We start from the raw sequence: 12,708 nt of genomic DNA on the forward strand, positions 1-12,708 counted from the left end.
AGCAGGCAGAGAAGGAGATGTAATAGATGTCTTACACTGCGTGGTTTGTTCCGTTATGCAAGATTGTCAGCCTGATGTTTGCCTTTGCGGTTCTGGGGCTGTTCATTGCAACGCTGAGCCTTCGGGTTCGTGTGAATCGAAGATACGACCGGAGGAAGAACAGTGGCTGACGCATTATTAATGTTTTGTATTATCAGCATATGGGGTGCGGTGTTTCAATCGATCCTGATAATGGGGGGAGCGGTCCGGTTTATTTTCAGACAGAGCCGTAAGGAATGGACCATTCCCGATGTGGATCAGATGGCACATTTCCCCAAAGTCACCGTTCTGGTCCCCGCGCACAATGAAGAATTGGTGATCGCGGCAACGGCGGAGCATATACTGCGGCTGAATTATCCGAAGGATAAGGTGCAGCTCATTGTCATTGCCGATAACTGCAGCGATGGCACCGCTGGAAGACTGAAGGCTCTGAACAGCAAGGCAGCGTATCGGGACCGGGATTTCATGGTATTTGAGCGTTCAGGAACGGGCGGTAAATCGGGGGCGCTTAATGATGCGCTGGCGTTTGCCAAACATGAATGGATTTGTATTTTTGACGCTGACGCGGCGCCGGAGCGGAACGCACTGTACTTTTTGATCGAGAAAGCAATGGAAGACCCCAAAACCTATGGAGCGGTTTTCGGGCGGAACAAGGCCAGAAACCGTGGGCAGAATTTTCTCTCCAAATGCATTAATCTGGAGCTGGTTACAGCTCAGCGAATCTATCATACCGGACTGTGGGAGCTGTTCAAGCTGGGAACCATTCCGGGGACGAATTTTATTGTGAAAACAGATCTGATCCGTGAGATCGGCGGCTGGGATACGGAGGCAATTACGGAGGATACGGCCATATCCTTCGAGATTATGACCCGGGGACAGCTCATCGCGCTGGCTCCCCAGGCGGAAGCTTATCAGCAGGAGCCGGAGCAGCTCAGTGTGTACTTGAAGCAGCGGGAACGCTGGGCCAAAGGAAACTTTTCCGTTGTGATGGAGAATATCCATCATTTGTTTGATCGGTCAAGCTGGCGCATTAAGCTTCATGTACTGTACTATGCGGCGAGTTATTTCTGGTTTTTACTGTCCATTATCGTGTCGGATATCATCATCGGCGTCAATCTGGTTTATTGGATGATCGCGCTATTCAAACCGGATGTGGTGTCACCGTTCCAGTTTGCAGATGATGTATATGTTTATCTGATGGTGGCCTGGGGATTGATGTATTACCTTTTTGTACTGCAGATCAATCTGGCGCTGGCAACCGATGTCGGGCAAAGCTCGATACAGAACTTTATTCTTTCCTGCCTATCGTATTTCACGTATGCTCAGCTATTCCTGCTGATTTCCTTGCGTGCCCTCTATTCTTTTTTTGTAGACAAAGTGACGGGGAGAAAAGCCAAGTGGTACAAAACGCAGCGATTTGGATGAGGGGACCGTTGCAGGAGAAGTTCTGATATAATGGGCCGGAGGAGGGGAAGAACATGCACACAATGGAGAGCTTAATGGAGCAATTGGAGCAGCTTGGCATTGACGGCTCCGGGACGCTGCTGATCCATTCTTCAATGAAAAGCATAGGTCCGGTCGAGGGTGGCGCAGACACCGTATTGGATGCGTTTACAGCGCACATGCAAGAGGGGCTGCTGGTGCTGCCCACTCATACGTGGTCTTATATCAATGAGGAACATCCGAAATTTTACGTGGATCAATCACCTGTGTGCGTCGGGATCCTGCCCGAACTTTTTCGCAAACGTCCAGGTGTGGTGCGTTCGCTGCATCCCACGCATTCGGTGGCCGCATTAGGCAGGGATTCCATAGCGTTCACAAGAGACGATCACCATTTCGATACGCCGTGCGCCAGGGGTTCCTCCTGGGGGAAACTGCTCGACCGAAGGGCGACCATTTTGTTGGTGGGGGTCGATTTAAAGCGCAACACCTTTATTCATGGAATCGAAGAGTGGGTGGACATACCGGGCAGGTTAACGGATGGGCATGAGAAGCTGTACACGGTTTTACCCGATGGCACGGAAATTCCGGTACCTTCCCGCAGACATTGCGGGTTGTCGTGGTCGGAGCATTTCTGGAAAGTCGATGAGGTCCTTGAAAGTCAAGGCGCGATGCATAAGGGGCGGTTTGGCGATGCCGTTGTTCGGGTATGCGATGCAGCTGCGGTGACGGATCTCCTGACTGAGATGCTCCGGGACAATCCGGATTTATTCTCGGATAATCAGCCCTTGGAGGGTCAGCATGCTGAAGGAAGAGTTCGTTTATAATACATAGGATATATCCGTTTTCACATTCGAAAGAGGAGATAGTCTGAGTTGTCTGCCGCTATTAAATCGGTTTGGCATAAGGCAAGGATTTCGGGAAATGTAAAAAATCGTCCTTCGAAGATACGGCCTATTGGAATGCTATCAATTGACCCTTGAGAAGCATCCAGCGGCTGAAAATAAAGGGAATTTAAGAGCGCTCACCTGTCAGGTAGCGCTCTTATTTAAGGTGAACCCTATCCTAAGGCGTCTGCTTGCAGATCGGTCACCTTAAGTTTGGACTTGGTGCGTCTGGAGAGTTAAGTCCGTTATTCCGTCTTTATGGAGAAATTACGCCTAATGTTCGTTTAAAAGCCTCCATATTGTCTATCAGATACTTACTATTTTCGAATCCGGTCTGGGCAATGATGTTGTTGATATCCTGGACGAACTCGGGCAAGCTGGCGGTTGAGGCATGCTCGAATCTGTTCTCACCCGCGATGTCCCCGAACTGCCGTGCAGCTTCCTCCCGGTATTCCTCCACCCAATCCTTGCGAGTCGATACGTTCTTGGCAAAGTTCAGCAGGATGCTGTTCCAATCTTTTCCGTTCACTATCGCTTCTTGCAGCTTGTCCAGCGTGCTCGACTCGAATTTCTTCATCATATAGGTTAGATCTATATAATCATCCGGGGCTCCAACCGGTCTTTGCGGCGGTGTTTCGTAATGGACCTCATTTGTCTCAGGATCCACCGTTCTGGTTTGGGAGATGGCTCCGATTTGACGGATCGTATTCATGAATTCCGCTGCTTCGTCATCTTCCATGTAGTTATCCGCCATATACTTGGCTTGAGTGAGTCCTAATTCCAATAACGCCCCTCGTTCTGCCTCTCCGGTTACGTCTGTAATGAAATTGGACTGAATGATGCCGTAAACGGCTTCCTTCACCTCCGGGGGTTGATCGGTGAGAAGACGATTCAGCGAATCATTGATTTGAGTGGTTCCAAAATAGACAGCCGAATGATTCACAATATCCGATGCCGCCAACTGTCTGGCAGCCGGGCTGATCTCCACGCTGTCGGTGTTATGCGGAATTATGGGCATCATGGGCATCATGTCTGTGACCAGGGAAGGCTTCTCCGCATTCTGCTTTGAGTTTATGTATAGGTTTAAGTCTTGTTGGGTCGAGCTATGAATCTTCATCATTAACGCACCCCTATCCTATGTATTCCCATTGCTCTTCTTTCTACCTTATAGTATCGGAATAATCTTCCATATTCTTTATGTTTTAATGGATAGAAAATGGCGATAGCGCTTCATAGAATCCGGGGGAACCGAGTGTTGCATCAGACTGGGCCTATTATAGCTTCATAATATAGACACAAGGATATCTCAATCCTTCTTCCTACCGCGATGTTAGATGTGGTAGATTATGGGTGAGCGCCTATATTAGTGAATGGATTAGGAGAGGAATATTCCTTGGTAAAGGACCCGCCAAGCTACCAAATAAGAAAGAGCCATATCCTGTTATGGATAGGGTTATTCATCATCGTTCTATCGAGCATGCGCATATTGTGGATGGATTGGTTTCCTGATCAACGACAGGTTCCCATAAAGAACGGGCAATTGGATTTGCGTGATTGGAAGGCTGAAGATGGCGGCATTCTGTTGCTTGATGGGGAATGGGAGTTTTACCCTTCACAATGGCTGCAAGGGAGCAGCCGGCAGCATGCAACGGGCGAGCTGGAGCCGAGGCTGATCTCGGTTCCCGGAGGATGGAATGAGGCTTTGCCTGGTGAAGGCGAGAAGCCAACTCCATATGGATTCGCATCCTATCGCCTGCGAATTCTTGTAGATCCGGAAGAGGCTACTAATTATAGTATTCGCGTACCCAGCGTGCGTACGTCATCCGAGTTATATGTCAACGGCCGATTGCTTGCCAAATCCGGGCAGGTGGCGGACGCGAAGGAAGAATATACAGCGAAGAACCTACCTTATTCCACAAGCTTTGCGGCAGACGACAACGGCGTCATTGAACTCGTGATTCAGGCCGCAAATTATGTGGATAGTCGAAACAGCGGCATTGTCAGGTCCGTTACATTCGGTTCCGAGGAAGCTCTTGCAAGGGCAATGAAACTTTCCGTTTCGATGCAGACGCTGGGGGCCGTCATATTTCTTATGCACTCTGTCTATGCACTCATTTTGTTTTTGCTGGGAAATCGGGAAAAGAGACTGCTTTATTTTTCTTTACTGGCTCTATGTATAACCATCAGCAACGTATTCAGCAACGATGAGAAGCTGTTTCACCAATTATTTTACATTGGAAGCGATTGGGATTTCCGGCTTTCCAATATGGCATTCATCATCGGATGTTATGCGTTGTTGGAATGCACGAATCATCGGGAGCTTCCTTATTGGAGCAGGATGTATCCTGTTTACACGGCCATCAATCTGGGGACTGCGGGCATTACGATGTTTCTGGCTCCCCATCAGGTGATTATGCTCTTCCCGGTTTATTTCTTGTTGGCCGCTGTAGCTGTCGTGATTACAATCATGGCCATCTTTAAAAGAGTCATCCAGGATATCAAACACCATCTGTTATTGCTGTGTTCCATGCTCGTACTGGTTCATCATCTGTTATGGTCGTTATTCTGGCGGGAAAGCGGCTTGAGTATGATCCACTATCCGGTTGATTTGGTGATCTCGATGGGATGCCTGGCCTCGATCTGGTTCAAGGGTTATTTCAACATGCATGCAAATACCAGGGAGCTTGCCGCAACCTTGCAAAGAGTGAATGACCATAAGGATCAGTTCTTGGCAAACACCTCACATGAATTTAAGAACCCGCTCCATAGCATGTTAAACATGTCTCAATCCGTTCTGAAAAGGGAACGCCCTTCGCTGCAAAACAGGAGCATCAAAGAGCTTGAAACGATTCTGGCTGTAGGGCGTCAGCTGACCCTAATCTTAAATGATCTGATTGATGTGATGAGTTTACGGGAAGGCAATCCGCGGCTGCAGAAAAAAACCATATCGATTCAGCCTATCGTGACCGGCGTCATCGATATGCTGCAGCTTAACGCAGATGTGAAGTCGGTAGCCATCTTGAATCAGATTCCGGAAGATTTTCCTTCCGTCATGGCGGATGAGAGCCGCGTGATTCAGATCGTGTTCAACTTGCTGCACAATGCCGTGAAATATACGAATGAAGGGAACATAACGATTCAAGCATTTGCAGATTCCGGAAGAGCTTATATCGTGATTGCTGACACGGGGATCGGAATGGATGAAGACATGCTGAAGCGTCTATTCCTTCCGTATGAGCAAGCGAGTGCTAGCGAGACCATGATTGAAGGCGGCTTTGGGTTAGGTTTAAGTATAAGCAAGCAGCTCATTGAGCTTCATCAAGGTACTTTAGAAGTATCCTCTGCACCGGGAGAGGGCTCGACGTTTACCTTCTCGTTAGAGCTGGCAGGTATGAACGCAGAGGAGGAGCAGAGCGGATCAAACCCGTTCGAGCCAGTGGGATTACGATGGACGCCGATCCAGGAAACAGCCGCAGCCGGCTTGGAAGAAGTGGAACGAATGCCGCCAGCTGCAAAACAACCGGTTGTAATCGAGAATAGTCGTGATCGCCCGCGTCTGTTAATTGTGGATGACGATCCCGTCAACCTGCAAGTGCTAGAAGCCATATTGCCACCTGACGAATATGATGTAACAATGGCAACCAGCGGTAAAGAAGTGTTGGCTGTTCTGGATGCTCAGGAATGGGATCTGGTCATCTCCGATATTATGATGCCGCAGATGTCTGGTTATGAGCTGACTCGAAGGATTCGCGAGCGTTTTACACTCACGGAGCTCCCGGTGCTGCTTCTTACTGCAAGAAGCCAGCCGAAGGATATCCAAAGCGGATTTTTGGCGGGAGCGAACGATTATGTGACCAAGCCGGTGGAAGCAATAGAGATCCGGTCGCGGATCGAGGCGCTGACCACGATTAAACAAACGGTCCGGGAACAACTACGACTCGAAGCGGCATGGCTGCAAGCTCAAATCCAGCCTCATTTTTTATTCAATGCATTAAGTGCTGTAACCGCTCTAAGCGACGTGAATCTGGATAAGATGCGTACCTTGCTTGATGAGTTCAGCCATTTTTTGAGGTATAAATTCAGGTTCCAGAATACGGATGGACTTGTTCCGATTGAAGAGGAGCTGAGTCTAATTCGATCTTACGTCTACATTGAAAGTGTTCGGTTTGAAGACAGGCTGCAGGTTGTATGGGAGCTGGATGACTGCGAGGAATTAAAAGTTCCGTTCCTTTCGATCCAGCCTTTAGTGGAAAATGCGATCAGACACGGCATTATGAAGCGCACGCGCGGAGGTAAAATACATATTCGGATTGCTGTCCGAACCACGCATGCAGAGATAACGGTTCAAGACGACGGTGTCGGCATGAGTGAAGCTAAATTGCAGCAAATATTGGATAGAAAAGCAGAGAATCGGTCGGGCGTCGGCTTGATCAATACGGACCAGCGGTTAAAACGGCATTTCGGAGCAGGACTCCGTATCCAGAGTGTGTTAGGCAAAGGGACTGAGGTAACTTTTCATGTGCGTCTCGGAACGAAGTGACAACGTAAGAGCAGTTTGAAACGCAGCCCGGTGTGGTTGTGTTTTTTTATGATTACTCGCTCGAACGCGGGCGGCTCTACGGAGGTTCGCTGACTTGGTTTGGCATATTGCCGCATCCTAAATTGGATCATCTGAGGTGCGAAGCCAAATTTCGCTATCTCATCTATGGATGCTGCAGCTACTCCTTGCGTTTTTCTCCAGGCACAGCTTGGAGTGGGTCTTATTGTATTACAAGATTTTAAGCTGACAGCCGCAACTTCCTGGTATATAAACGGGATGTTGAAAGCTTGAATACTCCGGTGAGTATTAACCTCCAAGCCTTGTTACCGCACCACAACTAACAGTACAATAATTCCGAGCCAAATCAGCCAGGTTACTGGGTGACCGAAATTTAATCCCCAGCCGACTCCGAACCTTTTCTCGACGATTAGGTTTGGATCTTTGCGATTGAAATAAATCATACCTAATAGCCATTTATCATCATCATGGACAGGTCTGACATTGGAGTAATCGGCAGATCGTTCCAAGCGGCTTCCGCCCTGACCAGCCCAGAACGATAAGGCGAAGGCGTATAGGATGATAAAGGCTATTATGATTAGGATAATGGGGATAGCGAAATTGATGTTAAGCAGAGACATCATGTTTAGTTGCACGACGGAAAACAGGATAACTATTAAGAAGCTTGCTGTGATCATAAAACATGACCAAGTACGGCGGAAAGTTACGTCTTGTCTGATGGAACGGTCAGGATCAGTGGGTTGAACCTGCTGCTTCACTCTGCGAATACTCCAATTCTCAAATATGAACAAAAGTGTTATGAACACTTGCACTATCGTAGGCATAAACACAGAACTATAAGATTTAGTTGCATAGCGGTCTACGTTCCAACTGCTGTTGTAATGGATCGGAATCTGATCAGGAATCAGATCGTAGTTGCGTAGCGCAGTTACAATACTAACAATAATAATTAAAACATGAATGAGGAACCAATAACTAGACAAGCCAATGTTTCTTTTCCGAAATCCAGTGTCCACTGCCATGATCGATGGTTCCGGAGCAATAGGCAGCATAGGTAGTAACCTTTTCATTTTGAAATGATAGCTAATGTTTATGATTAGGGAGATTACGACCATGGCGAGTGAATAAGTGACAATGATCCAACTTTGTTGCTTGGAATGTTCATCACCGTATATTAGGCAGATGATACAAACAATGAATAGGATGGTATGCAAGGTAGCACTAATCCTGGCATATGACTTCCGCATCTGGCGCAAAGGCTCACTGTGGAATTGTACAGCGCTGACGGTGACCCCAAAACTAATCGTCTCTCTTGTTAAATAAGGCATGCTTACCATGAGTACAATGGTAGGTACAAATACAAAGACCATTACTATAACAGGCATTATCGTCATATCATTCGCCTCCTCTTATACATAATTGTGTATTCGAAAACTCTATAACCCTTATAACATAATTGAAGAAGGAATTATTCCAATGCAGATCTCAGATGATGGTACTACTAAGCCTCAATATGCTTGGCGGGGAATAACGCTGAATAATAATGAACATCTGAGACTTTATCCGACGGATGAGACCCGTGGACTATATGCAGTCAAAGATACAAATATGAGCATTAGATACCAACTAAACAGATCTGCTAATCATTATGCTTGGCTTAGAGCTTATTACACCCCAACTTATGAATGGAGATCTGAGGGTACAAAACAAAACAGTAACAGACACATATAAGGCTCCAGTTTCAGATTATTATATAGGATTTCTTCGTAGTCTGTCCTCTGATGCATTTACATCAATATATTTGAAATCAAGTTTTATTGCCAACCTTGGGTAAACCGATGTTCTGTTTCTTATGCGCATAGTAAGAGGACTTAAAAAACACTAATTGTCTTCTCCGTACATAACACGACGAAATGTGACATAATGGAAGCGAAAAAGGTCCGTGTTTCCCAGAGATCCCCCATTTTGTATAAAAGCATTGGCAACGTTCGTTTTGGAGGGGAACTTGGAGAAGGCCTGAAATAATTTAACGGCTTTTAAATAGCATATAACTATCATATAATAGAAATATCATATTTTTTTTGACCGGGAAGGGATGTACACTGTCTTGAATGAGAGCGCCTACATCTTTTCTTCAAATATTAACGTGTAAGGACGGTAAACATGAGCAACCGACAAACCGAAACAGACGTTATTTTAATTGGTGCCGGAATTATGAGTGCGACTCTGGGAACATTGCTGAAGGAATTGGTGCCGGACTGGAAAATCACTGTGTTTGAGAAGCTGGCAAGCGCAGGGGAAGAAAGCTCTAACGAATGGAATAATGCGGGGACGGGGCATGCTGCGCTGTGCGAGCTTAACTACACAGCTGAACGACCGGACGGTTCTGTAGATATTAGCAAAGCGATAGACGTGAATGAGCAGTTTCAAGTTTCTATGCAGTTTTGGTCTTATCTGGTGAATGCCAATCTGATTCGTAATCCGCAAGATTTTATCATGCCATTGCCTCATATGAGTTTAGTGCAAGGGGCAGAAGATGTCGCGTATTTGAGAAAACGTTATGAAACGATGTCCAATCACCCTCTGTTTCAAGGGATGGAGTACTCCGATGACCCGAAACAGCTGATGGAATGGATTCCGCTGATCATGAAAGACCGTACATCGAATGAGCCCATAGCGGCCACGAAAAGTGACTCGGGTACGGACGTTAACTTTGGCGCTTTAACGCGCATGCTGTTCGAGCACTTAAAGAATCAGAACACCGATATCAAATACAAGCATAGCGTGGATGATATCAAACGCACGAGCGATGGCTCATGGGAATTGAAAGTGCGGAATGATCACGGTCAAGTCGAGCGCCATACCGCCAAATTCGTCTTCATCGGCGGCGGCGGCGGAAGTCTGCCACTGCTTCAAAAATGCGGTATCCCTGAGGGAAAACATACCGGAGGCTTCCCGATCAGCGGACTGTTCATGGTCTGTAACAATCCTGAGGTTGTAGCGGAGCATCATGCCAAAGTATATGGCAAAGCGAAGGTGGGGGCGCCTCCGATGTCGGTTCCGCATCTGGACACCCGATTCATTGATCATCAGAAATCGCTGCTCTTCGGACCTTTTGCCGGCTTCTCGCCAAAGTTCCTGAAGACCGGTTCCATGTTTGACTTATTCGGTTCGATCAAACCGAATAATGTGCTGACGATGCTGGCAGCAGGTGCCAAGAACCTGTCATTGACCAAATACCTGGTCCAGCAAGTCATGTTGTCCAAAGAAAAGCGCATGGAAGAGCTGCGCGAGTTTATCCCGAATGCCAAGATCGAAGATTGGGATATGTTGGTGGCCGGTCAACGTGTGCAGGTGATCAAAGATACGGATATCGGCGGTAAAGGAACGCTTCGATTCGGTACGGAAGTGGTTAGCGCCGCTGACGGATCGATTGCAGCCTTGCTGGGCGCTTCTCCAGGGGCTTCCACCGCTGTTTCGGTTATGCTGGAGGTTGTCGAAAAATGCTTCCCGCAGCATGTTAAAGCGTGGGAGCCGAAAATAAGGGAAATGATTCCTTCCTATGGCTTGTCGCTGTCGGAGAATCCGGAACTTATTCAAGATATGCATGCTTCCACCGCGCAGGCGCTCGGTCTGAACAGTAATTCGAAGCTTCAAATCGCGCGTTAAGGGGCATTAGTCCAATAAGCATCACAGGAGAGCAGAACAATCAGGTTCTGCTCTTTTTTTTGCATAAAAAAACCCCGATTCGACCGGGGGGATTATTTATTTAGAAGGGCTGCCGCTTCCAACTTGCGAAGGGGCAGCCCAGGTGTAATCATTTATTTATTTCCCTTACGTACCTTGAGCAGCTTGCCTTTCACTGTGGTGTTCTGCATCATCTCGAGCACCATAGGACCTTTGCCATTGAGTATCTCCACATCGGTCACAAAATCAAAAATGGTAATGATCCCGATGTCATCCGCGGTGATCCCATCCAGCTTCGCAATCGTTCCAACGAAGTCCACGGCGCGAAGCTTTTTCTTCTTGCCGCCATTGAAATTAAGCTTCATGATCTGCTGGTTCAGCTGCTCACGCTTGTCTTTTTTCAGCTTAGGCCGAATATTCAGCTTGCGTTCGAACGCTTCCCGGCATTCATCAACCTTCTCTTCAGAGGGAGCGGTCATCTTCGGAATAGCAAAGCCAATATACGCTTCGATATCAGCTAATCTCCCGGAATCCCTTGGGGTAACGAGGGTAATAGCACTGCCGGTCTGGCCGGCTCGCCCCGTACGTCCTGTGCGGTGTACGTAGCTTTCCTTCTCCAGCGGGATATCGTAGTTGATGACATGAGTGATATTGGAGATGTCGATCCCCCTGGCAGCAACGTCGGTCGCAATGAGATAGCGGAATTGCCCTCGTCGGAATGCGTGCATCACTTCGAAACGCTCTTCCTGCTCCATGCCGCCATGAATTCGATCACACGGGTACCCGAGATCAGCCAGCGCCCGGAATAGGGTATCTACATGCTCTTGTGTCCGGCAAAACACAATGCAGCTGTCTGGATTCGTGGTGATAAGCAGATTTTGCAGAACAGCGAGTTTATCCGCCTCTTTGACCTGGACCTGAGCGTGGTCAATCGTCGCAGTTGTGAGCCCGCTTGCCTTAATCTCGATCTGCTCCGGGTGATTCATGTACTTGTGGGCGAGTTTAGCCACATCCTCGGGAAACGTAGCCGAGAACAGCATGGTCACCCTGTTGCGAGGGAGGGCTTGAATGATCGACTGTACCTGCTCAATAAAGCCCATGTTCAGCATCTCATCCGCTTCGTCGATGACGAGATGCGAGATCCGATCCAGTGACAGCGATCCGCGCTCTATATGGTCCAGCACCCGCCCCGGCGTGCCTACAACGATATGCGTTCTTTGCTTGAGCTCGGCTTTTTGCATATGGAAGGGATGTCTCCCATACAAGGGAGTCGCCTTGATTCTCTTGAAGCGTCCAATATTCGTAATGTCCTCGTTGACCTGTAGGGCAAGTTCACGGGTGGGGGTTAGGATTAAGGCCTGCGGCTTATTCTCATTCCATTCCACTTGCTCACAGAGCGGAATGCCGTAGGCGGCGGTTTTGCCGCTGCCAGTCTGGGATTTGACAACAAGATCCCGTTTCTCCAGCGCAACGGGTATGACCTCTGTTTGCACCTCGGTTGGTGTCGTGTAGCCGAGACTATCGAGCGCTCTCCTAATCTCTTCACTTAATGGATAATCTGTAAAACGCTTGTCGCTCATCATTAACCTCTTCTACGTTATATTCGAATACCTATATATACAGGCTTATACCATGCATTTATCGTATACCTATCTATTATACTCCGAATCTTTCGGTTGTATTTGTTTTATCCAGAAATCAGGGGGTTCATAGACAATGAGGGAGTAGTCCAGTTCATGGCCTTGAGCAGTTGCTAATTGAACGAGCAGTTTTTTATTTAGATCAAAAGGTCGTAAAGCGCTCGTTTTTATCGATATTACCTGGACCCCGTCCCGTGTAGGCTTCCCACTGAGAACGATTTGATTGCCATGTGTGTACACATATGTAACCGTTGTCTGAAAAACAACGATATATAGATCAAGGTCCGTTCTATTCTGGAACACGGGGAACTCAATGCCTACATTTTGCTTAAAGTCTAATTCGCTGGAGATTCCGATGTCATATGTTGTGAATAATCGGTGAAGCGCATAATGTATTCGCATAGGCATGTAGCTCCATCGGCCACCCCAATAGGTGCTATGCCAGTGTTCTTCATAT

8 protein-coding genes are annotated in these 12,708 nt (G+C 47.6%); 5 read left to right on the forward strand and 3 right to left on the reverse strand.

All coding sequences use genetic code 11. From position 1 onward, the window contains the following. Nucleotides 1-26 precede the first annotated feature (26 nt). From B9D94_RS31215 to B9D94_RS28995, 3 genes are read left to right on the forward strand one after another with little or no spacing between them, the layout of a single operon-like run. Nucleotides 27-170: a hypothetical protein gene (locus tag B9D94_RS31215; RefSeq protein ID WP_006207234.1), complete on the forward strand. Its 144-nt coding sequence runs from the start codon at nt 27-29 to the stop codon at nt 168-170. Further along, on the forward strand, nt 163-1,464 hold the full coding sequence (locus B9D94_RS28990) for a glycosyltransferase family 2 protein (RefSeq protein ID WP_148248558.1): 1,302 nt from the start codon (nt 163-165) through the stop codon (nt 1,462-1,464). The genes B9D94_RS31215 and B9D94_RS28990 overlap by 8 nt, the downstream gene beginning before the upstream one ends. Nucleotides 1,465-1,517: 53 nt before the next feature. After that, nucleotides 1,518-2,306: an AAC(3) family N-acetyltransferase gene (locus B9D94_RS28995; protein WP_148248559.1), complete on the forward strand. Its 789-nt coding sequence runs from the start codon at nt 1,518-1,520 to the stop codon at nt 2,304-2,306. 316 nt (nt 2,307-2,622) lie between these two features. Here the strand turns inward: B9D94_RS28995 and B9D94_RS29000 are convergent, their stop codons facing one another. Next, nucleotides 2,623-3,486, reverse strand: coding sequence for a hypothetical protein (locus tag B9D94_RS29000; RefSeq protein ID WP_253806079.1), 864 nt, complete (start codon nt 3,484-3,486; stop codon nt 2,623-2,625). A 273-nt stretch (nt 3,487-3,759) separates the two neighbouring features. Between B9D94_RS29000 and B9D94_RS29005 the strand changes: the two genes are divergently transcribed. Beyond that, the gene (locus tag B9D94_RS29005; protein WP_148248560.1) at nt 3,760-6,906 is read left to right on the forward strand and encodes a hybrid sensor histidine kinase/response regulator; all 3,147 of its coding nucleotides are present in this window, start codon (nt 3,760-3,762) and stop codon (nt 6,904-6,906) included. A 323-nt stretch (nt 6,907-7,229) separates the two neighbouring features. Here the strand turns inward: B9D94_RS29005 and B9D94_RS29010 are convergent, their stop codons facing one another. Continuing rightward, nucleotides 7,230-8,318: a DUF1648 domain-containing protein gene (locus tag B9D94_RS29010; protein WP_148248561.1), complete on the reverse strand. Its 1,089-nt coding sequence runs from the start codon at nt 8,316-8,318 to the stop codon at nt 7,230-7,232. Nucleotides 8,319-9,087: 769 nt separating this feature from the next. On the opposite strand from B9D94_RS29010, the gene mqo reads away from it, so the two are divergent. Continuing rightward, entirely contained in the window at nt 9,088-10,593 is a 1,506-nt protein-coding gene (mqo, locus tag B9D94_RS29015; RefSeq protein WP_006207227.1) for a malate dehydrogenase (quinone), read from the forward strand. Nucleotides 10,594-10,745: 152 nt separating this feature from the next. On the opposite strand, the gene B9D94_RS29020 is transcribed toward mqo, so the two are convergent. After that, nucleotides 10,746-12,191 carry a DEAD/DEAH box helicase gene (locus B9D94_RS29020; RefSeq protein ID WP_006207226.1) on the reverse strand — a complete coding sequence of 482 codons (1,446 nt, stop codon included), beginning with the start codon at nt 12,189-12,191 and terminating at the stop codon, nt 10,746-10,748. Between the last annotated feature and the right edge of the window lie 517 nt (nt 12,192-12,708).

It is taken from the genome of Paenibacillus sp. Cedars, assembly GCF_003184205.1.
Classification (GTDB): Bacteria; Bacillota; Bacilli; order Paenibacillales; family Paenibacillaceae; genus Paenibacillus_AQ; species Paenibacillus_AQ glucanolyticus.

Excerpts from the sequence above, each read along its gene's own strand:
- B9D94_RS29000 (WP_253806079.1), bottom strand. The coding sequence starts at position 3,486 with ATGATGAAGATTCATAGCTCGACCCAACAAGACTTAAACCTATACATA.
- B9D94_RS31215 (WP_006207234.1), top strand. The coding sequence starts at position 27 with ATGTCTTACACTGCGTGGTTTGTTCCGTTATGCAAGATTGTCAGCCTG.
- B9D94_RS29020 (WP_006207226.1), bottom strand. The coding sequence starts at position 12,191 with ATGAGCGACAAGCGTTTTACAGATTATCCATTAAGTGAAGAGATTAGG.
- mqo (WP_006207227.1), top strand. The coding sequence starts at position 9,088 with ATGAGCAACCGACAAACCGAAACAGACGTTATTTTAATTGGTGCCGGA.
- B9D94_RS29010 (WP_148248561.1), bottom strand. The coding sequence starts at position 8,318 with ATGACGATAATGCCTGTTATAGTAATGGTCTTTGTATTTGTACCTACC.
- B9D94_RS28995 (WP_148248559.1), top strand. The coding sequence starts at position 1,518 with ATGCACACAATGGAGAGCTTAATGGAGCAATTGGAGCAGCTTGGCATT.